At 67.7% G+C, this 24,409-nt stretch carries 23 protein-coding genes; 16 read left to right on the forward strand and 7 right to left on the reverse strand.

From position 1 onward, the window contains the following. Position 1: 1 nt before the first annotated feature. The 7 genes from H261_RS09165 to H261_RS09195 all read left to right on the forward strand — a co-directional run bounded on the left by H261_RS09165 (position 2) and on the right by H261_RS09195 (position 8,083). Positions 2-775 carry an ATP-binding protein gene (locus H261_RS09165; RefSeq protein WP_008616720.1) on the forward strand — a complete coding sequence of 258 codons (774 nt, stop codon included), beginning with the start codon at positions 2-4 and terminating at the stop codon, positions 773-775. A gap of 177 nt (positions 776-952) precedes the next feature. Continuing rightward, a complete protein-coding gene (locus H261_RS09170) occupies positions 953-1,258 on the forward strand; it encodes an STAS domain-containing protein (protein WP_008616723.1) in 306 nt (101 codons plus the stop codon). Positions 1,259-1,318: 60 nt separating this feature from the next. Then, on the forward strand, positions 1,319-3,028 hold the full coding sequence (locus H261_RS09175; RefSeq protein ID WP_008616725.1) for a methyl-accepting chemotaxis protein: 1,710 nt from the start codon (positions 1,319-1,321) through the stop codon (positions 3,026-3,028). Between the two features lie 94 nt (positions 3,029-3,122). After that, the gene (locus H261_RS09180; protein WP_008616727.1) at positions 3,123-3,392 is read left to right on the forward strand and encodes a hypothetical protein; all 270 of its coding nucleotides are present in this window, start codon (positions 3,123-3,125) and stop codon (positions 3,390-3,392) included. Between the two features lie 97 nt (positions 3,393-3,489). Continuing rightward, the gene (locus tag H261_RS09185; protein WP_008616729.1) at positions 3,490-6,384 is read left to right on the forward strand and encodes a molybdopterin oxidoreductase family protein; all 2,895 of its coding nucleotides are present in this window, start codon (positions 3,490-3,492) and stop codon (positions 6,382-6,384) included. A 2-nt stretch (positions 6,385-6,386) separates the two neighbouring features. Further along, positions 6,387-7,124: a 4Fe-4S dicluster domain-containing protein gene (locus tag H261_RS09190; RefSeq protein WP_008616731.1), complete on the forward strand. Its 738-nt coding sequence runs from the start codon at positions 6,387-6,389 to the stop codon at positions 7,122-7,124. A gap of 17 nt (positions 7,125-7,141) precedes the next feature. After that, on the forward strand, positions 7,142-8,083 hold the full coding sequence (locus tag H261_RS09195; protein ID WP_008616732.1) for a dimethyl sulfoxide reductase anchor subunit family protein: 942 nt from the start codon (positions 7,142-7,144) through the stop codon (positions 8,081-8,083). 10 nt (positions 8,084-8,093) lie between these two features. Here H261_RS09195 and H261_RS25765 read toward each other — a convergent pair whose 3' ends face one another. Next, positions 8,094-8,291 carry a hypothetical protein gene (locus H261_RS25765; protein ID WP_008616735.1) on the reverse strand — a complete coding sequence of 66 codons (198 nt, stop codon included), beginning with the start codon at positions 8,289-8,291 and terminating at the stop codon, positions 8,094-8,096. Positions 8,292-8,306: 15 nt separating this feature from the next. Beyond that, positions 8,307-8,498, reverse strand: a complete 192-nt coding sequence (locus H261_RS09205; protein WP_008616738.1) for a hypothetical protein — start codon at positions 8,496-8,498, stop codon at positions 8,307-8,309. Positions 8,499-8,867: 369 nt separating this feature from the next. On the opposite strand from H261_RS09205, the gene H261_RS09210 reads away from it, so the two are divergent. The 7 genes from H261_RS09210 to H261_RS09240 are packed head-to-tail and all read left to right on the forward strand — an operon-like array spanning position 8,868 to position 14,912. After that, positions 8,868-9,230, forward strand: coding sequence for a DUF2946 family protein (locus tag H261_RS09210; protein ID WP_235062904.1), 363 nt, complete (start codon positions 8,868-8,870; stop codon positions 9,228-9,230). Between the two features lie 48 nt (positions 9,231-9,278). Further along, on the forward strand, positions 9,279-11,363 hold the full coding sequence (locus tag H261_RS09215; protein ID WP_008616740.1) for a TonB-dependent receptor family protein: 2,085 nt from the start codon (positions 9,279-9,281) through the stop codon (positions 11,361-11,363). A 13-nt stretch (positions 11,364-11,376) separates the two neighbouring features. Then, complete coding sequence (locus H261_RS26015; protein ID WP_008616741.1) at positions 11,377-12,597, forward strand: sialidase family protein; 1,221 nt, start codon at positions 11,377-11,379, stop codon at positions 12,595-12,597. Next, positions 12,594-13,244: an energy transducer TonB gene (locus H261_RS26020; protein WP_008616742.1), complete on the forward strand. Its 651-nt coding sequence runs from the start codon at positions 12,594-12,596 to the stop codon at positions 13,242-13,244. Before H261_RS26015 ends, H261_RS26020 begins: the two co-directional genes overlap by 4 nt. Before the next feature lie 14 nt (positions 13,245-13,258). Beyond that, positions 13,259-14,047, forward strand: coding sequence for a MotA/TolQ/ExbB proton channel family protein (locus tag H261_RS09230; protein WP_235062905.1), 789 nt, complete (start codon positions 13,259-13,261; stop codon positions 14,045-14,047). Next, positions 14,047-14,481, forward strand: coding sequence for an ExbD/TolR family protein (locus tag H261_RS09235; protein WP_008616751.1), 435 nt, complete (start codon positions 14,047-14,049; stop codon positions 14,479-14,481). The genes H261_RS09230 and H261_RS09235 overlap by 1 nt, the downstream gene beginning before the upstream one ends. Before the next feature lie 11 nt (positions 14,482-14,492). Beyond that, a complete protein-coding gene (locus H261_RS09240; protein ID WP_008616752.1) occupies positions 14,493-14,912 on the forward strand; it encodes an ExbD/TolR family protein in 420 nt (139 codons plus the stop codon). Here H261_RS09240 and H261_RS09245 read toward each other — a convergent pair. Continuing rightward, a complete protein-coding gene (locus H261_RS09245) occupies positions 14,909-15,814 on the reverse strand; it encodes a sulfite exporter TauE/SafE family protein (RefSeq protein ID WP_008616753.1) in 906 nt (301 codons plus the stop codon). The genes H261_RS09240 and H261_RS09245 overlap by 4 nt on opposite strands. A gap of 196 nt (positions 15,815-16,010) precedes the next feature. Here H261_RS09245 and H261_RS09250 point away from each other — a divergent pair, with 196 nt between their 5' ends. Continuing rightward, complete coding sequence (locus H261_RS09250; RefSeq protein WP_008616754.1) at positions 16,011-18,971, forward strand: methyl-accepting chemotaxis protein; 2,961 nt, start codon at positions 16,011-16,013, stop codon at positions 18,969-18,971. Here the strand turns inward: H261_RS09250 and H261_RS09255 are convergent. Further along, positions 18,961-20,868, reverse strand: coding sequence for a sensor histidine kinase (locus H261_RS09255; protein WP_008616755.1), 1,908 nt, complete (start codon positions 20,866-20,868; stop codon positions 18,961-18,963). The genes H261_RS09250 and H261_RS09255 overlap by 11 nt on opposite strands. A gap of 183 nt (positions 20,869-21,051) precedes the next feature. On the opposite strand from H261_RS09255, the gene H261_RS09260 reads away from it, so the two are divergent. Next, positions 21,052-21,414: an argininosuccinate lyase gene (locus tag H261_RS09260; protein ID WP_235062906.1), complete on the forward strand. Its 363-nt coding sequence runs from the start codon at positions 21,052-21,054 to the stop codon at positions 21,412-21,414. A gap of 103 nt (positions 21,415-21,517) precedes the next feature. Here H261_RS09260 and rpsI read toward each other — a convergent pair whose 3' ends face one another. The 3 genes from rpsI to H261_RS09275 form a co-directional block, all read right to left on the reverse strand. Beyond that, on the reverse strand, positions 21,518-21,988 hold the full coding sequence (rpsI, locus tag H261_RS09265) for a 30S ribosomal protein S9 (protein WP_008616758.1): 471 nt from the start codon (positions 21,986-21,988) through the stop codon (positions 21,518-21,520). 4 nt (positions 21,989-21,992) lie between these two features. Then, positions 21,993-22,451, reverse strand: coding sequence for a 50S ribosomal protein L13 (rplM, locus tag H261_RS09270; protein ID WP_008616760.1), 459 nt, complete (start codon positions 22,449-22,451; stop codon positions 21,993-21,995). Between the two features lie 156 nt (positions 22,452-22,607). Continuing rightward, positions 22,608-24,341, reverse strand: coding sequence for a sensor histidine kinase (locus H261_RS09275; protein ID WP_235062907.1), 1,734 nt, complete (start codon positions 24,339-24,341; stop codon positions 22,608-22,610). Between the last annotated feature and the right edge of the window lie 68 nt (positions 24,342-24,409).

Raw genomic sequence — 24,409 nt, forward strand, 5'->3', positions numbered from 1 at the left:
CATGGCCAGCGTGATGAGCGTCCCCTCTCCCGACTGCCGCGCCATCGAGCGGCGCCCCTGCCTGGTGGTCGAGGCCGCCCCGTCCGAGGATCTGGCCGCCCAATGCCGGGCCCTGGGCATCGATCTGCGCCAGGGCGACATGGATGGCGAGGCGCCGTCGGCGCCGGTCCTGGGCGGCGCTGGAACCACCGAAACGGTCCGCGCCGGCCTGGGCTCCCCTTATTGCGGCTTCGTGGAACTGGGCGCCGAAGGGGTGGTGGGCATCGGCCTGCGCTGCTTCGAGACGGTCCGGGGCGGCGGCATGACCCTGTCGCTGCAGACCACCACCGCCTACCGCCTGGAAACCCTGGAACTGGTGGCGCAGGCCATCCGCGCCAATTTCACCGGCATCTCGCAGGACACCGCCGACCTGATGGAGATTTCCCTGGCCGAGGCGCTCTCCAACGCCGTCATCCACGGCAATCTCGGCATCCCCAGCCACCTCAGGACCACCACCGAGGGCTTCATCCAGTTCCAGAAGCTGATGCATGCCCGCATGGCCGATCCCACCCTGGCCGGCCGGCGGGTCGAGATCAACGTCCAGGCCCGGGGGCCGGACTTCATCGGTATCGCGGTTTCCGACCAGGGCAACGGCTTCGACCTGAGCGCCAAACTGGCCCATACCGCCAAGGCCACGGCGAAAAACGGCCGCGGCCTGTGCCTGATCCGCAAGGCCACCCACTCGCTGCACGGCGAGGACGGAGGGCGGACCCTGGTGATGACCTTCGCCCGCTGATCGTTGCGTTACACAACGACTTTTTTCGCCTGATCGTGACACTCGCCTCTTGCAATCGCCCCGGCCCCGGAGGTAAGGCTTTCACCCGAATACTCGACGGAGCGACACGCCCGTGGCGCGATGGAGGGCTGGGCGGCAGCGGGCGAAATCAGGCGTCGGGACCAGGAGGACGGTAGCATGCAATTTCGTGTCAAGGACGATGGAACCGCTGTCCACGTGTCGCTCGAAGGGCAGCTGAATTTCGCCGCCAACGAGGATTTCCAGGCCCTTCTCGGCCAGTTGAACAACTTCAAGAACCGCAAGGTCGTATTCGAGATGTCTGGCCTCAGCCATATCGACTCGGTGGGGCTCGGCCTGCTTTATATCGCCCGCGAGGATCTGGCCGAAGGCGGCTCCTCCATCAGCCTGGTCAATCCGCGCGACAACGTGTTCCGCATGCTGGAACTGACCGAGGCCCACAAGACCTTCGAAATCAAGCGCTGACGCCCGCCGCCCGGGGAGGCGGCGAACCAACAGGCGGAAGACGCGAGGGGGAAATTTCGCATGTCCGACGGTGTCTGGCAGAATTTGAGACTGCGCCAGCGGTTCATGATCGTCGTTGGCCTGGGCGTCATCGTCATGGCCGCGGTGATCGTGGTCTTCATCGCCCGGTTCGAGGAAGAGGCCCTGGAGCGCAAGCTCCACGAGCTCTCCGTCAACGAAATGACCTCGCTGCACGCCCTGATCGTCAACGTCATGGCCACCCGTCCCGAGGACGGCGACAACATCGGCATCAAGGTCTTCAACAAGTGGTTCGATTCCCGCAACATCCATTACGCGGGCAAGGTGTGGAGCGTGTGGGGCCCCAAGGTCGCCGCCCACATGAAGGACGTCGAACCCGACCGCGCCCCCAAGCTCGCCCAGGACGACATCGACCGCGAGGCCCTGGCCACCGGTCGGCCGGTCGGACGCCTGGTGGGTGAGTCCTACCGCTACGCCATGCCCATCGTGCTGGGCGTCACCGACGGCGCCAAGGACGAGGTCTGCCATTCCTGCCACGGCGGCATGGGCATGAACGACGGCGAGGTGATCGCCGTGCTGTCCTCGTCGCTGTCGACCGCCGCCGAGAAGGCCGAGCTCCACAACATCCTGATCGGGCTGCTCGCCTTCGGCATCATCGCCACCCTGGTCTCGATGCTCGGCGTGCGCTGGATTCTGACCAGCGTCATCACCCGGCCCATCGGCCGCATGACCACCCTGATGGGACGGCTGGCCGATGGCGACACCTCGGTGGAGATCGAGGCCGTCGACCGCAAGGACGAGGTGGGCGACATGGCCCGCACCGTCCAGGTGTTCAAGGAGCACATGCTGGAGGCCGAGCACCTGCGCTCCGCCCAGGAACAGGAGCGCCTGCGCGCCGCCGAAGAGCGGGCCCGGACCATGCGCGACATGGCCGACCATTTCGAGGCCACCGTCAAGGCCAAGGTGGCCGAGGTGGAGGTCTCCACCACCGGCATCCACAAGACCGCCCACGCCATGGCCACCCGTTCGGGCCAGAGCGGCTCGCGCTCGCTCGACGTCAGCGAGGCGGCCAACATCACCACGGCCCGCGCCGACACGGTGTCCGACGCCACCCGCCAGTTGGCCCTGTCCATCAACCAGATCGCCCTGCAGGTGGGCGAGTCGAGCCGCATCGCCCAGCAGGCGGTGGCGAACGTCAACACCACCGCCGGCCAGATGTCCGGCCTGTCGGATTCCGTCCAGGCCATCGGCAACGTCGTGCAGCTGATCAACGACATCGCCGCCCAGACCAACCTGCTGGCGCTCAACGCCACCATCGAGGCGGCCCGCGCCGGCGAGGCCGGAAAAGGCTTCGCCGTGGTGGCCAACGAGGTCAAGAACCTCGCCAACCAGACCGCCAAGGCCACCGAGGAAATCTCCAACCAGGTGATGGCGGTGCAGACCTCCACCCGCGAGATGACCGCCTCCATCGAGGGCGTGGTGGAAACCATCCGCACCATCGACAACATCTCCACCGCCATCGCCGGCGCCGTGCAGCAGCAGGAATCCACCACCCGCGACATCGCCAGCCACATCGACGAGGTCGCCGTCCAGGCCGGCGAGGTGTCTTCCAGTGTCTCGACCCTGTCGCGCTCGTCGGCCCGCTCGTGCGCCGGCGCGGTGCGGGTGATCTGGAGCGCCAAGGCCCTGTCCGAGGCGGTGTCCGACCTCAAGACCGAGGCCGAGGATTTCCTTCGGTCGGTACGCGGCTAGGCCCTATAGCAGGGGCAAACTATCACTACTTATTACAAGACACCCCCCTAGACCGAAGGTATGATCCCTCCTTCGGGATGGGAGAGGGCGGATCATGGACAACTGGCGCAAGAGCTTGAAGCGGGCCTTCAGCGACACCATCGGCCCCGCCCCGGTCGGGCTGGACGATGTACTGGCCGCCAGCCGCCAGATCACCAAATTCAACCGCCTGTCCAAACATCTCCAGGGCCTCGACGCCATGGCCGCCGCCAAGAAGGGGGTCGGTCCGGCCGAACTGTCGGCCATCCACGGCCTGCGTGTCTCGGAAATCGCGCCCAAGCGCCTCAACGAGCTGTGCGAGACGCTGCTGGACGACAAGGGCTGATCCCCTTTCGCGATTGCCTTATTAGAGCCCCCTAAAGTAGAGTGTCCTAAAAGCCCTTTCGAGGCTATGGACAATAAACAGGGGGGAGCAGACCGGCATGAGGGATCCCGCATCCATTCCGGATTCCGATCTCGGGCGATCCGAGGTCAAAACCACCACATGCTACATGTGCGCCTGCCGCTGCGGCATCCGCGTGCACCTGCGCGACGGCGAGATCCGCTACATCGAGGGTAACCCCGACCACCCCCTCAACAAGGGTATCATGTGCGCCAAGGGCGCCTCGGGCATCATGAAGCAGTACTCGCCCGCCCGCCTGACCAAGCCCCTGAAGCGCAAGGAGGGCAGCGAACGCGGTGCCGGCGCCTTCGAGCCCATCTCGTGGGAAGAGGCGTTCTCCACCCTGGCCGAGCGCCTGGGCCACCTGCGGGCCACCGACCCGAAGAAGTTCGCGCTGTTCACCGGTCGCGACCAGATGCAGGCGCTGACCGGGCTGTTCGCCGCCAAGTTCGGCACCCCCAATTACGCCGCCCACGGCGGCTTCTGCTCGGTCAACATGGCGGCCGGCATGATCTACACCATCGGCGGCAGCTTCTGGGAATTCGGCGGCCCCGACCTGGAGCGGGCCAAGCTGTTCATCATGATCGGCACCGCCGAGGACCACCATTCCAACCCCATGAAGCGCGATCTCGCCGCCTTCAAACGCGGCGGCGGGCGCTTCATCGCCATCAATCCGGTGCGCACCGGCTATGCCGCCATCGCCGACGAATGGGTGCCCATCCGCCCCGGCACCGACGGCGCCCTGCTGCTGGCCCTGGTGCGCGAGATCATGGAACTGGGCCTGTTCGACCGCGACTTCCTGATCCGCTACACCAACGCCGCCGAACTGGTGAACCAGAACGCCGACAGTGACCAGTTCGGCCTGTTCGTGCGCGAAGGCAGCGTGCCCGTGCGGCCCGACACCTTCGAGACGCCGGACAAGATGTGGTGGGACCGGGACTCCGACAAGCCGGTGATCGCCCGGACCAAGGGGACCGAAGGCCGGCTGTTCGGCTCCTATCACCTGCCCGACGGCACGCCGGCCAAGCCCTCGCTGCAATTGCTCAAGGAGCGGGTCAAGGACTACACGCCGGAATGGGCCGAGGGCATCACCGGCATTCCCGCCGCCACCATCCGCCGCCTCGCCCACGAGATGGGGGTCACGGCGCGCGACCAGACCATCGAGCTGCCCATCGCCTGGACCGATTGCTGGGGCGAGGAGCACGACAAGATCACCGGCAACCCGGTGGCCTTCCACGCCATGCGCGGACTGGCGGCCCATTCCAACGGCTTCCATACCACCCGCGCCCTGGCCATCCTGATGACGCTGCTGGGCACCATCGACCGGCCGGGCGGGTTCAGGCACCGGGCGCCCTTCCCGCGTCCCATCCCGCCCTGCCCCAAGCCGCCCAAGGGGCCCCAGGCCATCAAGTCCGGCGAGCCGCTGACCGGCACGCCGCTGGGCTGGCCCGCCGACCCCGACGACCTGTCGGTGGATGCCGACGGCGAGCCCATCCGCCTGGACAAGGGCTTTTCCTGGGAATACCCGCTGTCGGTGCACGGCATGATGCACAACGCCATCACCAATGCCTGGCGGGCCGATCCCTACCCCATCGACACGCTGCTGCTGTTCATGGCCAACATGGCGTGGAACTCGACCATGAACACGTCCGAGGTGAGGAAGATGCTCACCGACAAGGACGAATCCGGCCAATACAAGATTCCCTTCCTGGTGGTGTGCGACGCCTTCCAGTCGGAAACGGTGGCCTTCGCCGATCTGGTGCTGCCCGACACCACCTATCTCGAACGCCACGACGTGATGAGCATGCTGGACCGGCCCATCTCGGAATTCGACGGGCCGGTGGATTCGGTGCGCGTCCCCATCCTGCCGCCCCTGGGCGAGTCCAAGCCGTTCCAGGAGGTGCTCATCGAGCTGGCCACCAGACTGAAGCTTCCCGCCTTCACCAACAAGGACGGCAGCCGCAAGTTCCGCGACTATCCCGACTTCATCGTCAAATTCGAGACCGAACCGGGATCGGGCATCGGCTTCCTGGCGGGCTGGCGCGGAAAAGCGGGCGAGAAGGCCATGGTGGGCGAGCCCAACCCCAACCAGTGGGACCAGTACGCCCGCAACAACAATCACTTCCACTACGCACTGCCGCCCAGCTTCCAGTACATGCGCAACTGGAACAAGGGCTACCTGGAATGGGCCTACCGCCACCGTCTGGTGCGCTTCACCGACCCGATCATGCCGCACATCTATTCCGAAGTGCTGCAGAAGTTCCGCCTGGCCGGCGAGGGCAAGTGGAAGGGCAAGCAGCCGCCGGATCGCCTGCGCGAGAGGGTGAAGACCTTCTTCGATCCCCTGCCTTTCTACTACACGCCCTTGGAATGGCGGTGCTCGGACGGGCATGCCTATCCCCTGTCGGCGCTGACCCAGCGGCCCATGGCCATGTACCATTCCTGGGATTCCCAGAACGCCTGGCTGCGCCAGATCCACACCAGCAACGTGCTGTTCATGCACCCCAAGGTCGGCGCGCTGGGCAATTTCGGCGATGCCGACTGGGTGTGGGTGGAAAGCCCGTGGGGCAGGATCAAATGCCAGGCCCGCTTCACCGAGGCGGTGGAGCCCGGCACGGTGTGGACCTGGAACGCCATCGGCAAGGCGTCGGGGGCCTGGGGCCTCGATCCCGATGCCGACGAATCGCGGAAGGGGTTCCTGTTGAACCACCTGATCAGCGAAGAACTGCCCAACATGGTGGGCGACCGCCATGTCTCCAATTCCGATCCGGTGACCGGCCAGGCGGCGTGGTACGACCTCAAGGTCCGGGTCACCAAATGCAAGCCGGGCGAGGCGGGGGAAAGCTGGCCCCAGTTCAAGCCCATGGCGCCGCTGCCCGGCCAGACCATCGGCTTCAAGTCGAAGGTCCGCGCCTTCCTGGCCGGGGGGAAATAGCCATGACCAAGAAACAGTTGGCCCTGGTCATCGACCTCAACGTCTGCGTCGGCTGCCATGCCTGCGTGACGTCGTGCAAGGAATGGAACACCTCGGGCTGGGCCGGTCCGCTGCCCGACGTCAATCCCTATGGCGCCGATCCCAACGGCGTGTTCTTCAATCGCGTCCAGACCTATGAATGCGGCACCTTCCCCAACACCGAGACCATCCACTTCCCCAAATCCTGCCTCCATTGCGAGGAGCCGCCCTGCGTGCCGGTCTGCCCGACCGGCGCCAGCTACAAGCGGGACGAGGACGGCATCGTCCTGGTGGATTACGACAAGTGCATCGGCTGCAAATACTGCTCGTGGTCGTGCCCCTACGGCGCCCGCGAGTTCGACCCGGTCCAGGGCGTCATGAAGAAGTGCACGCTGTGCGTCGACCGCATCTACGACCAGACCATCGAGGCGGAGCGGCGCAAGCCGGCCTGTGTCCTGGCCTGTCCCGCCGGCGCCCGTATCTTCGGCGACATCAACGATCCCGAATCCGAGGCGGCCAGGGCCATCCGCGACAATGGCGGCTTTCCGCTGATGCCGGAATGGGGTACCAGGCCGGCCAACCACTATCTGCCCCGGCGCAAGACCACCACCACGCTTCATCCCGACCAGTTGACGCGCGTCGACAATCCGCTGAAGGCCGAGGGCGAGACGCCGCGCCCCGCCTTCACCACGCCGACCATCGACGGCGTTTCCAGCTGGTAAGGGGGAGAGAGAGCATCATGAAACCCGCCTTTTCCGTGATCTTCCTCACCACCCTGATCGGCGCGGCCCAAGGCCTGCTGATCGCGCTCACCGCCGGGCAGATGTATGCCGGCGGCCAAAGCGGCGGCTTTTTCGCCCTGGGCGCCGCCCTGGCCCTGGCTCTGCTGTGTCTGGGACTGGTGGCCTCGGTGTTCCATCTGGCCAATCCCCAGCGCGGCTGGCGGGCGGCGGCCCGCTGGCGCACCTCGTGGCTGTCGCGGGAAGTGATCCTGATCCCCGCGCTCTCGGCCCTCGCCTTCCTCTACGCGGTGATCCACGCCTTCGGCTGGGCGCCGGTTCTGGTCCGCCTGGGCAACGGCGCCGCCATCGACCTGCCCCTGGCGCTCGGCCTGCTGACCACCCTGGCCTCGCTGGCCCTGTTCGTGTGCACCGGCATGATCTATGCCTGCGTCCGCTTCATCCGCCAGTGGGCCTCGGGCTGGACGGTGGTCAATTACCTGCTGATGGGCCTGGCTTCCGGCTTCACCCTGGCCGCCGCCTACGCCCGGCTCCAGGACAGCCTTTTGTCCGGCTTCATGAGCGGGGCTGCCGTGTGGCTGACCCTGCTGGCCCTGGCGGCCCGCGCCTTCCAGCTGTGGCGGAACACCACCGGCGCACCCTGCTCGACCCTGAAGAGCGCCATCGGCGTGCACCATGCCCAGATCCGCCAGATCACCCAGGGCTTCATGGGCAGCTCGTTCAACACCGTCGAGTTCACCGCCCCCGGCGGCGCCGAGACGGTCAGGGGGCTGTCGGCGTTCTTCCTGGCGGTGGGTTTCGTGGCGCCCGTGGCGCTGCTGCTGGCCGGAATGCCGGTGCTGGCCTTCCTCTGCCAGTATGTGGGCCTGCTGGCCGAGCGCTGGGTGTTCTTCGCCGACGCGGACCACGTCCAGAACCTGTACTACCAGGCCAAGGGGTAGCCGGCCTTCCTCACTCCGCCGGGTGGAGGTCGCCCATCAGCGGCGCCGCCAGACGAAGCGCCACAGCGCAGGCCGATTCCTCGCCGCACCGGGTGGAGCAGGAGCGGATGCTGTCGATGATGCACAGGCATTCCGAGTACTTGCCCTCGTCATAAAGGCGACGGGCCTCGGACAGCATGGCGATGCAGCGATAGGATTGCCCGGTCACCGCGTCCTCACCCGATCATGCGGCGCGTTCTCCCGCCGCCAGGGAATAGAGTTGATCCACAAGAATGCGGGCCGCACCCGGGGACAGGCTGGAATCGCGCGCCAGCAGCACCGCCCACGCCGCGTCGCGCTCCTCGGCGCAATCCAGGCCCAGCCGCCGAGCGGCGGCAATGGCGCCGCCGATGATCCCGATGAGTGAACCGTTCATGCCCTGCCCCGGATGCCGACCGTTGGAATACTTCCACCTCATGATGGAACCCTCTGACGCCGCAGGCCAGAGACGAAGCGAAAGAACTTGTGAGTCCATGTGACGAAGCCCATCTCTTCCGCCGCCAAGGCCGCAAACCCCGCCGATCGGCGCCGGTCAATTATAGATATTGAATATTATGACTTCTGAATTATTCGCCTTCCCCGGAGACACGCCGCCGCAAGGGAATCTTCGTTGACTTTGGAAAAGCCCGCGCCTACACCCATGCCGTCGTCTTGACATGCATTTGGAGCGGCCGGGCTGATGAGCGGCGGCGTCTTGGGTCGAAGCGGGTGGTTGCGGAGGATACGGGCCGGAGGGGCCGGTGTCGTGCGGCTGCTATTGCTGGCCTTCACCCTGCAGTTGGCCGTGCCGGCATTCGACCTGGGCGGGATCGCCGCCCTGGCCGGCGAGGCGGCGCTCCGGGCCGATCTGCAATCCTCGCTCTGCCACGATGGAAGCAGCGGCGCGGCACCGGACCAGTCCCCGGCTGCGCCGCCCCAGGTCAAGCATTGCATCTTCTGCCTGCCCATGGCCGGCAACCCGGCCACCGCCGTCTTCATTCTCCAGGCTCCCGTCCCCACCGTCGCCGCGGCCATCGTCCCCTTCGCCGCCGATGATCAGGTGCCCTCCGTCTCGCGGCCGGCCTTCGCCCGCGCACGCGCGCCCCCATCCTCGCCTCGTACCGTCTGAGCCATACCTGCCCCCTTTCGGGCATTCCACGGTTTTCGAGGATCAATCATGCCTGCCCAGTTCTCCCGCCGCGCGCTGCTGTGCGCCGGCACCGCCTTGTGCTCCATTCTCGCCCTGGCATCCAACCCCGCCCCGGCCGCCGACGATTCCGGCGACATCACCGAAGTGGTGGTGACCGACAAGCTGCAGAAATCCAAGCTGAACCCCAACGCCGCCGAGGCCAAGGCCGCCATCCGCGAAACGGCGGGCGGCGTCGATTCGGTGTCGGCCGAGGAATTCCGCGACGGCCGCACCCAGACCGTCAAGGACATGCTGGACTTCGTGCCCGGCGTCTTCGCCCAGGCCAAGTGGGGCGAGGATTCGCGCCTGTCCATCCGCGGCTCGGGCCTGGCGCAGTCGGCACACACGCGCGGCGTCAAGCTGATGCAGGACGGCGTGCCGTTCAACGCCGCCGACGGCTTCACCGACCTGCAGCAGATCGACCCGCTGAGCGTCGAGCATGTGGACGTGTGGAAGGGCGGCAATGCGCTGCGCTACGGCGCCGCCATGCTGGGCGGCGCCATCAACATGACCAGCTTCACCGGCCACACCGCCTCACCCGCCCAGGCGCGGCTGGAGCTGGGCAGCTTCGGCTACCGCCGCGCCCAGATCAGCTCGGGCATGGCGCTGGGCGCCTGGGACTACTACATCAGCCCGACCCGGCTGCAGAGCGGCGGGTACCGCAACCACAGCGGCACCGACAGCAACCGGCTCACCGCCAACACCGGCTACCGCTTCGCCAACGGCGCCGAGACCCGGATCTACGTCAACCTCAACGACATCCGCCAGGAACTGAACTCATCCCTGACCATGGCGCAGTTCCGCGCCAATCCCAAGATGGCGGGCGACAACCGGAATTTCTCCAACAACACCAAGCGCGACATCCAGTCCATGCGCTTCGGCAACAAGACGGCGTTCCAGGTGGCCGACTGGGAGATGGAAGCCGGCATCTACGGCGCCTACAAGAACCTGTTCCATCCCCTGACGACGACGGTCATCGACCAGGTCAGCGAGGACATGGGCACCTTCGTGCGCGGCACCCACGAGCACAGCCTGTTCGGGCTGCGCAACCAGCTGACGCTCGGCGGCAATTACGCCTGGGGCCACACCGACGCCAAGACCTTCGGCATCATCAACGGCACCCGAGGCACGCTCACCGGCAAGTCGCAGCAGCAGGCCCAGAACATCGAGTTCTATGGCGAGGACCGTCTCTACCTCACCCCGGCGGTGTCGCTGATCGCCGCCGGCCAGGGCCTGATCGCCGACCGCAACGCCACCGACCAGTTCCTCAGCAACGGCAACAGTTCGGGCTACCGCACCTTCACCGCCTTCAACCCCAAGGTCGGCGCCATGTGGCAGCCCTCTCCCGACCTGCAGGTGTTCGGCAACCTGTCGCGCGCCGTCGAGCCGCCGATCATCTCGGACCTCAATCCCTCGGGCCTGACCGGCAATTTCGCACCGCTCGATCCGCAGGAATCCGTCACCCTGGAATTGGGCACCCGTGGCAACCACAAGGGCTGGGGCTGGGACGCGGTGGCCTACCGCTCGTGGATGAAGCACGAATTGCAGCGCTTCACCCTGTCCGACAACAACACCTATACGGTCAACGCCGACCGCACCATCCACCAGGGCGTCGAACTTGGCCTCTCGGTTCCGCTGGCCCAGGGCCTGTTCACCGGCTCGGACTCCGAGAAGCTGGTGTGGCGCAACTCCTATACGCTGAACCACTTCACCTTCGACGGCGACCGGCAGTACGGCGACAACGAGTTGCCCGGCGTGCCGCTGCACTATTACCGGGGTGAAGTCCGCTACACCCATCCCAGCGGGGCCTATTTCGGCCCGAACCTGGAATGGGCGCCCCAGTCCTACCACATCGATAACGCCAACACGGCGCGCACCATCGGCTATCACCTGTGGGGCGTGAAGACCGGCTGGGACGTCAACGAACACCTGTCCATCTTCGCCGACGCCCGCAATCTGGCCGACCGGGCCTATATCGCCCAGGTCAACGTCCTCCCCACCATGGGGACGTCGGGAACCATCAGCCCCGGCGAAGGCCGCGCCGTCTATATGGGCGTCAACGTCAAGTGGTAACCGGAGAGCGGTCATGACCCCGTCCCTGCGCATCCTTATCGGGCTTCTGGCCATCCTGTGGGGAGGGGCGGCGCATGCCGCCCCGTCCCATGCCGGCCATGGCGGGCATGCCGCGCCGGCCTGCGCCGACATCGCCCTCCGCCCCGATTGCGCCCGGGTGGCGACGCCGGCCTTCGGCCCCGACGGCAGCCTGCTGCTGGCCTGGCCGGCCGGGGACAGGGTCATGGTCGCCCGTTCCCCGGACGGCGGCCGCAGCCTCGAGGCTCCGGTCGCCATCCCGATGCCCCAGGGGGTGTTCGACATGCCCGAGGGCCGCCCGGCCCTGGCCGCCGATTCCAAGGGCCGCGTCTTCCTGGCGGTCACCGCCAAGCAGCCGGATTCCCGCTATGCCGGCACCTTGATGTTCGCCAGCTCCGAGGACGGCGGCCGCAGCTTCGCCCCGCCCCGGGCCATCGCCACCGACCCCGCCAGCCAGGGCTTCGTCACCATGGCGGTGGGAAACGACGACCGCCTGACCCTGGCCTGGATCGACAAGCGCGGCGCGGCGGCGGCCAAGCGGGAGAACCGCCCCTACCGCGCCGTGGGCCTGATGCTCGTCTGGTCCGACGACGGCGGCCGCACCTTCTCGCGCCAGGACATGGCCGCCGACCACGCCTGCGAATGCTGCCGCATCGCCATGACCCTGGACCGCCACGGCCAGCCGCTGGTCATGTGGCGGCAGGTGTTCGAGCCCAACATCCGCGACCACGCCCTGATCTCCTTCGCCGCCCCGGGCCGTCCCAACCCGCCGGTCAAGGTAGGCGAGGACAACTGGCGGGTGGACGCCTGCCCCCATCACGGCCCGGCCATCGCCGCCGGTCGGGACGGGGCGGCGCACGCCGCCTGGTTCACCAAGGGCGCCGCCGGGCCGGGGCTCTACCACGCCCATGCCGCCGACGGTGTCCACTTCGCGCCCCAGGCTCCGCTGGGCAATGCCGAGCACGCCCCCGCCCACCCGCAATTGCTGTCGTTGGACGGCGCCATGTGGATGGCCTGGAAGGAATTCGACGGCACCACCACCCGCATCATGGGGCAGCGCTCCGCCGATGGCGGCGCGACCTGGGGCGAGACCCGCACCCTGGCGGAAACGACGGATTCGTCCGACCACCCGCTGCTGGCGGGGAATGGAAAGCGGGCGTTCCTCTCCTGGCTGACCCGGCGCGAGGGCTGGCGGCTGGTGGAACTGCAGCCGTGAGCTACGCGGCGGCCCGGCAATCCTCGCCTTCCAAGCGCCTGACCGGGCTGGCCGGCGTGGTGGCGCTGCACGCCGCCGCCGTCTATGCCCTGGTCAGCGGCCTCGGTCATCAGGCGGTGGAATTCCTGAAAGCGCCCGTGGAAACGAAAATCGTCGCCGAGTTGGTCAAGCCGCCGGAGCCGCCCAAGGTCGAGCCGCCGCCGCCCCAGCCCAAGGTGGTGAAGCCGCCGCCGCCGGCCTATGCCCCGCCGCCCAGGGTCAAGCCCCAGGCGCCGCCGCCCGCCGCCATCACCGCCGTGACCGACGTGGCGCCCACCGCTCCCCCGCCGCCGCCGGTGACGGCGCCCGCCCCGGCGGAGGCCCCGGTCACGGTGAAGCCCTCCCTCGACCAGGGCCGCTATTGCCCGCCACCGCAATACCCCCCCGCCGCCCGCCGGGCCGGAGAGACCGGAGCGGTGGTGCTGAAATTCCTGATCGACGCCGACGGCTCGGTGATGGAAAGCGTCGTCGACTCCTCCAGCGGCTTCGAGCGCCTGGACGAGGCGGCGCGCCAGGCCCTGTCGGTCTGCCGCTTCAGGCCCGGCACCGTCGACGGCCGCCCGGAACGATCCTGGGCCCGCATCCGCTATGTCTGGAAACTGCAATGACCGGAAAACACACCATGCTCCGCACTGCCCTTGCCGCCCTGCCGGTCCTGCTGCTGGCCACCTCGGCCCTGGCCGGCCATGTGGACGACGCCCATCAGGGCGCCGTCAAGCAGGTGGTCGACAACCCCTACGGCCTGGACGCCCTGTGGGCCCAGGGCGACTTCGTGTCCAAGGGCACGCTGATCATCCTGGCCCTGATGTCCATGGCGTCATGGTACATCCTGGTGGTCAAGCTGGTGGAGCAGGCCCGCATGCTGCGCCACGCCAAGGCCGCCGCCGCCGGGTTCTGGAAGGCCGCCTCGGTGGCCGATGGCGCCCGCCTGCTGGCCGAGGACAGCCCCTTCCGCTTTGTCGCCACCACCGGCATGGAGGCCGCCCAGCACCACGAGGGCTCGCTGACCGAGAAGATCGACCTGCACACCTGGGTGACCATGTCCATCCAGCGCTCGGTCGGCGAGATCGTCTCGGACCTGCAGGGCGGGCTGGCCGTCCTGGCCACCGTGGGCTCCACCGCCCCCTTCGTCGGGCTGTTCGGCACCGTCTGGGGCATCTACCACGCGCTGACCGCCATCGGCATCGCCGGCCAGGCGGCCATTGACAAGGTGGCCGGCCCGGTGGGCGAGGCGCTGATCATGACCGCCTTCGGCCTGGCGGTCGCGGTGCCCGCCGTACTGGGCTACAACCTGCTGGTCCGCAGGAACAAGCTGGTGGCCGAGAAGGTCCGCGCCTTCGCCGCCGACCTGCACGCCGTGCTGCTGGCCGGCAGCGGCGGATCGGGCAACGGCCTTCGGGTGGTGCGCTGATGGCCATCTCCTTCGGTCCGGCCGGGGACGGCGACGAGGACGGCGATGAGGTAATGGCCGCCATCAACACCACGCCCCTGGTGGACGTGATGCTGGTGCTGCTGATCATCTTCCTCATCACCATCCCGGTGGTGACCCACACCGTGCCGCTGCAATTGCCCAAGGAAGCCAACCAGCCCACCGTCACCCAACCGGGCAACGTCACCATCGCCGTGGATCACCACGGCAAGGTCTGGTGGAACGAGGAAACCGTCGCCGGCCGCGCCGAACTGACCGCCCGCCTGGACGCCGCGGCAACCAGGGCGCCGCAGCCGGAAATCCACATCCGCGGCGACAGGGACGTGGCCTACGAGCATGTGGGCCGGGTGCTGGCCACCGCGCAAAAGGCCGGAATCGCCAAGGTCAGTTTCATCACCGAACCGCCGCCGCGCTGAGGTCTCATCCGATGATGTTCGAGGACAGGTCCGACGACCCCGACGTGCTGATCGACATCAACACCACGCCGCTGATCGACGTGATGCTGGTGCTCTTGATCATGCTGATCATCACCATCCCGCTGCAGACCCATTCGGTGCGCCTCGACATGCCCGACGGGCCGCCACCCCCCGCCGCCGTCCTGCCCGAGGTGGCGCGCATCGACATCGACCCCCAGGGACTGATCACCTGGAACGGTGAACTGGTCCCCGACCGCGCCGATCTCGAGGCGCGGCTGCGCCAAGCGGCCATAGCCGCCAATCCGCCGGAAGTCCATGTCCGCCCGGACAAGGCGGTGGCCTATGCCCACGTGGCCGGCGTGATGGCCGCCGCCCAGCACCAGGGCGTCACCCGGCTGGGCGTGGTGGGGGCGGAACAGTTCCTGGATTAGTCCAGGGAGAACGTGTCCCCGGGCGGCATGATCAGGGTTCCGGTCATCTCGGCGCACACTGCCAGGACGATCAGGGCCAGCAGCAGACGCAACTTTTCACCGCCCAGCCTGGCCCCCAGGCGCGAACCGAACTGCGCCCCCACCGCGCCGCCCACCAGCAGGATCAGGGCCAGCGGCAGGTCCACCGAATGGGTGGTGACCGCCTGCAGCAGGGTGACGTTGGCGGTGACGAAGATCATCTGGAACAGCGAGGTCCCCACCACCACGGCGGTGGGCATGCCCAGGATGTAGATCATCATCGGCACCAGGATGAAACCGCCGCCCACCCCCATCAGGGCGGCCAGCAATCCGCCGAAGGCCCCCACCCCCAGGGGCAGCAGGGCGCTGATATAGAGGCCCGAGCGGGGAAAGCGGGTGCGGAACGGCAATCCGTGCCAGATACGGTGGACGTGGCGCTTGCCCACGGGGCGACCGGCGGCGCCGGCGCGCAGGGACAGCAGCGTCTCGACCAGCATCAGCAGGCCGACCGAGCCCAGGAACCCCACATAGGACAGGCTGATCACCAGATCGATCTGCCCCAGGCGCTTCAGCAGGGCGAACAGCCACACCCCGGCGGCCGAGCCGGCGAAGCCGCCGGCCAGCAGGAACACCGCCATCCTGATGTCCACGTTGCGCCGCCGCCAATGGGCGAACACCCCCGACACCGACGAGCCCAGCACCTGATTGGCCCCCGACGCCACCGCCACCGCCGGCGGAATACCCAGCATGATCAGCAGCGGCGTCAGCAGGAAGCCGCCGCCCACCCCGAAGATGCCCGACAACACGCCGATTCCGCCGCCCACCGCCAGCAGGCTCAGGATGCCGACCGATTGTTCGGCGATGGGAAGATAGATGTTCGGCAAGACGGGCTCCCCGGCGGCATGGAACCGCCATCCTACATCCCGAAGATGACGTGGAGATTACGGCGGGACAGGAATATTATATTTTTATGAGCAATTGGGGATTTTCCGGGGTCTTGGCCGAACGGGCAGGTAGACAGCCCAGACCCCGTCGGATCATATACTCCCTTGGTATATGTCCTGCGGAACGGATCTGTAAATGCGTGTAAACGAGCCGATCACCAATCGCGAGATCGAACTCCCCGAAGGCACCATCCTGGTGTCGAAGACCGACCTGGGCGGCCGGATCACCTTCGTCAATCAGGCCTTCGTCGAGATCGGCGGCTTTTCCGAGGAAGAGCTGATCGGCGCGCCCCACAACATCGTCCGTCATCCGCACATGCCGGAAGTGGCCTTCGCCGACCTGTGGACCACCATCAAGGCCGGCAAGCCGTGGGAAGGCATCGTCAAGAACCGCGCCAGGAGCGGCGACCATTACTGGGTGCGCGCCAACGCCACCCCGGAGATGGAGGGCGGCCAGATCACCGGCTACATCTCCATCCGCACCGCCCCCTCCCGCGCCCAGGTCGCCGCCGCCGAGCAGCTCTACGAGCAGGTGCGCACCGGCAAGGCCCGCAACATCAAGGTGGTCGAAGGCCAGGTGGTCAGCACCACCCTGGCGGCCCGCCTCGGCCGGGCGCTCCATTCCATCGCCGGCCGCCTGGCCATGATCATCACCGGCTTGGTCCTGCTGATGGGCGCGGTGGCGTGGATCAGCCTGGCCGGCATGGCCGATTCCAACGACGCCCTGCGGTCGGTCTACGAGAACCGCACCGTCCCCGCCGGCCAGCTGGCCGACATCATCGACCGCATGCGCGACAACCTGCTGCAGGCGCAGCAGATGCAGATCGACCTGGCGGCCGGCGAGAACGGCGGCATCGCGCGGCGCGTCCTGCGGATACGCGCCACGGCGGAGCATGTGGGCTCGGTGTGGGCGGCCTATCTCGCCAATCCTCTCTCCCCCGACGAAAAGGAACTGGCCGCCGATTTCGAAACCCGGCGCAAGGACTTCGTCGGACAGGGATTGTCACCGGCCATCGCCCTGGCCGAAGCGGGCGACGCGGCCGGGCTGGCCCGCCACAACGCCACCACCCTGATTCCCCTGTTCGAGCAGGTCCACGAGGTGCAGAAGGACCTGATGACCCTGCAGTTGCGCCAGGCCTCGGAGATGTACGAGGAAGCCAAGGCCGACTTCCTCGACCATATGCGCCTGGGTATCGGCTTCCTGCTGTCCGGGACGGCGCTCGCCGGCCTGATGGCGTGGATGCTGACCCGCTACCTCAACCGCCCCATCGCTACCCTGGAACACCATTTCAACGCTATCGCGCGGGGCGACTTCACCCACGAAATCCAGGCCGAGCCGGTCCGCGAATTCCAGCGTTCCAACGCCATGCTGCGCGCCATGGAGGCCAAGCTGGCCTACAGCGTCCAGGAACGCGCCGAAACCGCCCGCAAGTCGCAGGAAAAGCTGCGCAGCGAGATGCTCAACCTCACCGAACTGCTGGAAGGCGAGGTGGACAACACCGTGGCGGAAATCTCCGCCCAGGCCGAACGCCTGAAGGAAGGCGCCGGCCGCCTGCTGGACACCGCCGAGGAAGTGCGCACCCGCTCCGAGACGGTGGCCCGCGCCATCGAGATCACCAGCGGCAACGTCCAGACCGTGGCCGGCGCCACCGAGGAACTGGAGGCCTCGTCGCGCGAGATCACCGCCCGCATCCAGAACAGCTCCGAACACAGCGAGGCCGCCCGCCACCGGGTGGACGAGGCCAGCGCCAGCGTCGGCACCCTGACCCAGGCCACGGCGCGCATCGGCGACGTGGTCACCCTGATCCAGGCCATCGCCGGCCAGACCCGCATGCTGGCGCTCAACGCCACCATCGAGGCGGCCCGCGCCGGCGAGGCCGGAAAAGGTTTTGCGGTCGTGGCCAGCGAGGTCAAGGGCCTGGCCGAGCAGACCGAGGACGCCATCGGCCGGGTCAACGCCCAGGCCCGCGACATCGAGAGCACCACCCAGCAGGCGGTGGCCACCGTCGAGGCGGTGGCCGGCACCATCCGCGACATGGAGCAGATCGCCGGCCAGATCGCCTCGTCGGCCGACGAACAGCGCGCCGCCACCGGCGAGATCATGGCCAGCGCCGTACAGGCCGCCGACCATACCCGCGATGTGGCCGAGGCCGCCGCCGCCGTGCTGAAGGCGTCGGAGCAGACCGGCATCACGGCGCGCAAGGTCAGCGAGCTGTCCATGCTGGTCAACCACGACATCGGGGCGCTGCAGCGGCGCCTCAACGTCATCCTGCGCACGTCCTACGGCGGCAACCGCCGCGCCGTGGAGCGCATTCCCGCCTCGCTGGAATTCACCGCCGCCTTCGCCGGCCACACCTTCACCGGCCATACCGGCGACATCTCGCTGATGGGCGCCCTGCTGGTGGTGGGCGACGCCCCCAAGCTGGAAGGCGAAGTCGGCACCCTCACCTTCCCCGGGGTGGGCGACATTCCCACCAAGGCCATCCTGGGCAGCAAGCTGGGCATCCAGTGCCAGTACCTGAAGGTGGGCTCGGACACGAAGAAGCGGCTGGCCGAGGCCATCGAGGCCGCCCAGGCCAAGGACCGTCCCTTCGTCGACGCCGCCCGCAAGGCCGCCGCCGACGTGGCCCTGGCCTTCGAACAGGCGGTCGATGCCGGGCGCATCAGCCTGGCCGCCCTGTTCGAGAGCGAGTACACCCCCATCCTCGACACCGATCCGCAGCAGATGCTGGCCCCCCACAGCGATCTGGCCGATCAGGCGGTGCCCGGCATCATCGATCCCATGCTGGCCGCCAATCCGCGCGGCGTGTTCTGCTGCGTCGCCGACCGCAACGGCTATATCGCCACCCACAACAAGATCTATTCCCAGCCCCAGCGCCCCGGCGACACGGTGTGGAACACCGCCAATTGCCGCAACCGCCGCATGTTCGACGACCGCACCGGCATCCTGGCGGCCCGCAACACCAAGGAATACCTGGCGCAGACCTATGCCCGCGACATGGGGGGCGGCAATTTCGTGGTGCTGAAGGAGATCGATTGCCCGATCACCGTCGCCAAGCGCCACTGGGGCACCATCCGCTACGGCATCAAGCTGTAACCGGCACCGCCACGGCGAATTCGGCGCCGCCGCCGTCGCGGGGGCGGCAGCAGACGCTGCCGCCATGCATCTCGGCCACCGCCTTGACCAGATGCAGGCCGAGGCCGGTGCCGGGAATACCCATGGCGCCCGATCCCCGATAGTACTTCTCGAAGATACGGTCGATCTCGGCGGCGGCGACGCCGGGCCCCCGGTCGGCCACCACCAGTTCCAGCCGGCCGCCGGCCCCGCGGGCCCGGATTTCCACCGGCTGGTCGGCGGGGCCGTAGCGGCGGGCGTTGTCGATCAGGGCGTCCAGGGCGATACCCAGCAATTCGGCGTCGGCGACGCAGCGTTCGGGAAGGTCGGCGGTGGTGACGATCATCTCGGCATGGTCGGGATCGCGGTTGCGCTCCACCACCCGCTCCAGCAGGTCGGCGGGCGCCATGGGCTGCAGGCGCAGGGCCAGGGACATGTCGCGTTCGCCCGCCAGGCAGGTCTCGATCAGCTTGACCAGACGCCGCACCGCCCGGCGGATGGCAAGGAAGCGCTGGGACACAGCGGGCGGCACCCGTCCCAGATCCAGTTCGACCACCTGCACCGCGCTGTCGATGATGGCCAGCGGCGTCTTGAACTCGTGGGCCACCATGTCGAAGAAGGTGCGCAGGCGCTGGCGGGTCAACTGCTCGCCGGCCAGGGCCAGCTCGGCCTGGAGACGGGCCCGCTGGATGAGGTGAAGACGGTAGCCCAACGCGCCGCACAGCAGGGCCACATGAAGGATGCTCGCCCCGATATCGATGCTGCGCCCCAGATCGGCGGGAACCAGGGCGGTCATCCGGGCGGCCACTTCCACCACCCAGGCGATCACCACCGGCAGGAAGGCCAGCAGGTAGATACGGGTCACCACCTCGCCGCGCCGCCGCATGGCCCGCATCGCCGCCAGGGACATGCCCACCAGCCCGCCCGCCGCCGTCAACACCTGCACCGGAAGCACGATCAGGTGGAAGGCGGGATGCAGCACCAGCAGCAGGCCCAACCCGATCAGTCCGGCGCCGCCCATGAACAGGCGGTGCAGCCCGGGAGCGGTCCGGCGCAGGTCGAGGATGCGATCCCACAGCAGCAGCAGCGCGGCGCCTCCCCCCACCAGGCCGATACCGCTCAGCAGGTAGTTGGTGTCGCGCCCCGCCGCCGAGAAGATCAGGGGCGCGATGCCGGTATGAACCAGGCCCCGGCACAGGATGGTGGCGACGTAAAGGGTGTAGGCCAGCATGGGGCCGTCCCGCAGCCAGGCTCCGAACAGGCCGGAAACCACCGCCAGCACCAGCAATGTCCCCATGTGCAGCCCGTACACCGCCGATCGCCGCGCCTCCTCGTGGACCAGGGCGGCGGGCCGCCACAGGGCGGCCTCCTCCATGCGGATCTTGTGCCGCGACGACAGGCGCAGGTGGACGGTGACCGGCTGGCCCTCGGGCAGGATCAGTCGGGCCACATGGAGGCGGGACGCAGTGTCCAGCTCCCGGTTGGGAATGCTGCGCCCCAGCCGCGTCTCGGCCAGACCGCCCGTCCCGTCCGGGACATAGACCCGGACGTCGTCCATGTCCGGTTCGCCGAAGGCGAGAAGCCATTCTGCCGGCTGGCCGGCAGCCCGCTCCACCTGGAAGCGGAACCAGATGGTGCCGGTGGTGATGGCGGGAAAGTCGGCGGAAAAGGGCCGCCGGACGATCTCATCCACCGGGGCCGAGCCGTCGTCGCCGGCATGGGCGGTCATCCGGCCATCCAGCGGGAAAGACGGGGCATCGCCCCTCAGCACCAGCGGGGCGGGTTCCGCCAGGGCAAGGGCGGGCAACAGCAGACACAGCACGGCCAGGATGGCCGGCAGCCCCCCGTTCCACCGCCGATGCCCAGGCTGGCGCGCCATGCGATCCCGCTCCATTCGGTTGCCCGGAGGGACCATAACATTCGGGAACATTCCGCCACAATCCGTAGGGCAAATATCCCCAGCATTCCGGTTGACAGTCTTCGACCGCCCCCCCCATCATCGGTCATGGCCAAGAAGAAATGCGTACAGCCATATGAAATACATCATTAAATGGGGGTATCGATGGGAAGGTTGTTCGCCGCGCTTTTGCTGTCCGGAATCGCCAGTTCGGCCATCGCCGCCGAGGCCAAGCAGGATTTCACCCTGGTCAACAAGACCGGCTATGAACTGAACGCCGTTTATGTTTCCCCCGGCCATGCCGATGCCTGGGGAGAAGACGTCATGGGTCAGGACATCCTTGGCGACGGCGAGTCGGTCCACGTCACCTTCAAGCGCGCCGAGAAGAGCTGCCAGTGGGACCTGAAGGTGATCTATACCGAGGATGATTCAAGCGCCGTCTGGCACGACATCGACCTGTGCTCGGTGAGCAAGATCACCATCCGCTATAACCGCAAGAGCGACAAGACCACCGCAAGCTACGAGTGATCCCGAACGGGCGGGATACCCGCCCGGCCAAGGCACCCAATGGAAAAAGGGCCCGGAAGATACCTTCCGGGCCCTTGATCTTCTCGGCTTTCGCCGACCCAGCTTAACGCTTGGAGAACTGGGTCGAACGGCGGGCCTTGTGCTTGCCGTACTTCTTGCGCTCGACCACGCGGGAATCGCGGGTGAGGAAGCCGCCGGCCTTCAACGCCGGGCGGTGCGCCGGGTCGAAATAGGTCAGCGCGCGGCTGATGCCGTGACGGAGCGCGCCGGCCTGGCCGGACAGACCGCCGCCGGTGACGGTGCAGTGCACATCGAACTGCCCCTCGACGCGGGTCGCCTCGAACGGCTGGTTGATGATCATGCGCAGCACCGGGCGGGCGAAGTAGACCGGCAGTTCGCGACCGTTGACGATGATCTTGCCCGAACCGGGCTTGATCCACACGCGGGCGACGGCATTCTTGCGCTTGCCGGTGGCGTAGGCACGGCCCTGGGCATCAACCTTGCGCACGTGCACAGGGTGGGCCTGGACCGGCGAGGCGGCCTTCAGGTCGGCCAAGCTGGAGAGATCGGCCATGGGACTACCTCTTGTTCTTCGGGTTCATGGACGCAACGTCCACCACCTCGGGCGCCTGAGCCTCGTGCGGGTGGGCGGGGCCGGCATAGACGCGCAGGTTCTTCATCTGCTGACGGCCGAGCGGACCACGGGTGATCATGCGCTCCACGGCCTTCTCGATGACCCGCTCGGGGAAGCGGCCGGACAGCAGCTGACCCATGGTACGGTCCTTGATGCCGCCGGGATGGCCGGTATGCCAGTAGAAGCGCTTGTCGGCGAGCTTGTTGCCGGTCAGCTTGACCTTCTCGGCATTGACGATAATCACGTTATCGCCCATGTCCACATGCGGGGTGTAGGTCGGCAGATGCTTGCCGCGCAGGCGCATCGAAACGATGCTGGCCAGGCGGCCGAGCACGACGCCGTCCGCGTCGATCACGACCCACTTCTTCTCAACTTCGGACGGTTTGGCGTTAAAGGTCTTCATGGCACCCACGGCAAAACCAGTTGGCGACACCCCGAAAAGCCGGGACGTCGAGGGCGCGGAGTATGCCACAGCGGACGCCCGAGTCAACAGCATTTAAATCATTGAAAATCAATGTGTTAGGCTGGAGGTATCCGAATACCGCGCACGGAAGCCGCGCTACGCCTTGGAGACGACCACACCGAAGCACGAGCCTTTTCCCGGAATCGAGCGCAATTCCAGGTCGTGGCCCAGCAGGGCGGCCATGCGCCGCACCACCCCCAGGCCGAGGCCGAGGCCCCGGCTGCCGCCCCGCTCGGCCGGCGTGTCGAGGCGGACGAAATCGTCGAACACCGTGTCGATCTTGTCGGCGGGAATGCCGATGCCGGTGTCGAGCACCTGGATGACCACCTGGCCGCCGCGCCGGCGGCAGCCGATCAGCACCCGCCCGTCCCCGGTATAGCGGATGGCGTTGACCAGCAGGTTGCGCAGCAGCCGTTCCAGCAAGACCGGATCGCTGCTCACCATGAGCGAGGTGGGAACCGCGCCGATGGCCAGGCCCTTGGCGCTGGCCTCGGGCTCGATCTGGTCGACCAGCCCGGCCAGCAGCGGCATCAGGCGGAAGGTGCTGACATTGGGCTTGATCTTGCCGGCCTCCAGCGCCGAAACGTCCAGCAGGGTGGCGAGCAGGGAATTGGTGGCCTCGATGCTCTGGCGCAGGCGGTCGACCACCTTGAGCTTGCGCGGATCGTCCTCCACCTGCCCGGCCAGCACCTCGGCGAACATGCCGGCGGCCTGCAGCGGCTGGCGCAGATCGTGGGAGGCGGCGGCCAGGAAGCGGGTCTTGCTCTCGTTGGCCTGACGGGCCTCGGCGGCGCGCAACTCGGCCTCGGCGGTGCGGGCCCGCACCGTCTCCTCCAGCGAGGCCATGGAGCGCTCCTCGCGGGTGATGATGCGGAAGGTGGTGACGGCCATGCCGCCCAGGCCCAGCATCACCACCCCCAGGGCGGCCGCGATGATCAGGGCGGTCTGCCGCCAGGGGGCGAGAATGTCGTCCACGGCCATGCCGGCGCTGACCATGACGTTGAACGGGAGCAGTTTCCGGTACGAAACCACCCGGTCAACCCCGTCGATGGGGGAATTGAGGCGCAAGGTCCCCACCGGCCGGGTCGCGGCGGCGGCGAAGATGGGATTGTTGGGGGTGGGGCGGCCCACGTAGTTTTCGGGATTGGGCTGGCGCAGCATCACCCGCCCGCCGGTGTTGGCGCCGATATAGGCGGACGGCCCCAGCCCCAGGGTGTTGTGGAAGTCGGTGAAGAAATGGGCGTTGACCCCCACCACCACCAGGCCGGCGAAACCTCCGTCCGGCCCGGCGACCCGCCGGCTGACGGTGAAGACCGGGGCCAGGCTGTAGCTCCCCATGACCATGGGCCCGATCACCCGTTCGGCCCCCTCGCTATGGGCCTTGAAATATTCGCGGTGGGCGTAGTTGACGGGGACGCCGCCCTGGGGCGGCCGGACGGCTGCGGCCACGTCGCCCCGGGCGTCGACCACCAGCATGTTGCCGCGCTGGGTCAGGCCGGCCTCGAGACTGGCCAGCTCCCGCAGCAATTCGTCGTCGCCGATCCGCCCGGCCAGCTTGTCCTGAACCACCACCACCATGCGGGCGATGATGGCGTCGGTGGTTGTCAGGGTGCGGGTCAGGTTGTCGTCGAGCAGGCGGACCGCCCCGGCGGTGGCCGTCGCCGCCTTTTCCATGGCCGCGGCGCGCAACTGGATCAGTATCGCCGCTGCGCCGCCCAGCAGCAGCAGCGCCATGACCAGGATCAGCAGGCGCAGGCGATGCCGCAATTCCCCCGGAGTACGGCGGGAACCGGCGGAATCGGTGGATGGAATGGGCTCGGAGGCGGTCACCAAGACGATTCCTTGGCGGAAAGAACGTCGGGCAGCTTATACCCAAAGCCCAGGGGCCGGAAGCGGCA

It is taken from the genome of Paramagnetospirillum caucaseum (assembly GCF_000342045.1).
In the GTDB taxonomy this organism is placed as follows: domain Bacteria; phylum Pseudomonadota; class Alphaproteobacteria; order Rhodospirillales; family Magnetospirillaceae; genus Phaeospirillum; species Phaeospirillum caucaseum.

Bases quoted from the DNA above. Each gene is read 5' to 3' on its own strand.
- H261_RS09165 (WP_008616720.1), top strand. From the start codon at position 2: ATGGCCAGCGTGATGAGCGTCCCCTCTCCCGACTGCCGCGCCATCGAG.
- H261_RS09170 (WP_008616723.1), top strand. From the start codon at position 953: ATGCAATTTCGTGTCAAGGACGATGGAACCGCTGTCCACGTGTCGCTC.
- H261_RS09175 (WP_008616725.1), top strand. From the start codon at position 1,319: ATGTCCGACGGTGTCTGGCAGAATTTGAGACTGCGCCAGCGGTTCATG.
- H261_RS09180 (WP_008616727.1), top strand. From the start codon at position 3,123: ATGGACAACTGGCGCAAGAGCTTGAAGCGGGCCTTCAGCGACACCATC.
- H261_RS09185 (WP_008616729.1), top strand. From the start codon at position 3,490: ATGAGGGATCCCGCATCCATTCCGGATTCCGATCTCGGGCGATCCGAG.
- H261_RS09190 (WP_008616731.1), top strand. From the start codon at position 6,387: ATGACCAAGAAACAGTTGGCCCTGGTCATCGACCTCAACGTCTGCGTC.
- H261_RS09195 (WP_008616732.1), top strand. From the start codon at position 7,142: ATGAAACCCGCCTTTTCCGTGATCTTCCTCACCACCCTGATCGGCGCG.
- H261_RS09205 (WP_008616738.1), bottom strand. From the start codon at position 8,498: ATGAACGGTTCACTCATCGGGATCATCGGCGGCGCCATTGCCGCCGCT.
- H261_RS09215 (WP_008616740.1), top strand. From the start codon at position 9,279: ATGCCTGCCCAGTTCTCCCGCCGCGCGCTGCTGTGCGCCGGCACCGCC.
- H261_RS26015 (WP_008616741.1), top strand. From the start codon at position 11,377: ATGACCCCGTCCCTGCGCATCCTTATCGGGCTTCTGGCCATCCTGTGG.
- H261_RS09230 (WP_235062905.1), top strand. From the start codon at position 13,259: ATGCTCCGCACTGCCCTTGCCGCCCTGCCGGTCCTGCTGCTGGCCACC.
- H261_RS09235 (WP_008616751.1), top strand. From the start codon at position 14,047: ATGGCCATCTCCTTCGGTCCGGCCGGGGACGGCGACGAGGACGGCGAT.
- H261_RS09240 (WP_008616752.1), top strand. From the start codon at position 14,493: ATGATGTTCGAGGACAGGTCCGACGACCCCGACGTGCTGATCGACATC.
- H261_RS09250 (WP_008616754.1), top strand. From the start codon at position 16,011: ATGCGTGTAAACGAGCCGATCACCAATCGCGAGATCGAACTCCCCGAA.
- H261_RS09255 (WP_008616755.1), bottom strand. From the start codon at position 20,868: ATGGCGCGCCAGCCTGGGCATCGGCGGTGGAACGGGGGGCTGCCGGCC.
- H261_RS09260 (WP_235062906.1), top strand. From the start codon at position 21,052: ATGGGAAGGTTGTTCGCCGCGCTTTTGCTGTCCGGAATCGCCAGTTCG.
- rpsI (WP_008616758.1), bottom strand. From the start codon at position 21,988: ATGGCCGATCTCTCCAGCTTGGCCGACCTGAAGGCCGCCTCGCCGGTC.
- rplM (WP_008616760.1), bottom strand. From the start codon at position 22,451: ATGAAGACCTTTAACGCCAAACCGTCCGAAGTTGAGAAGAAGTGGGTC.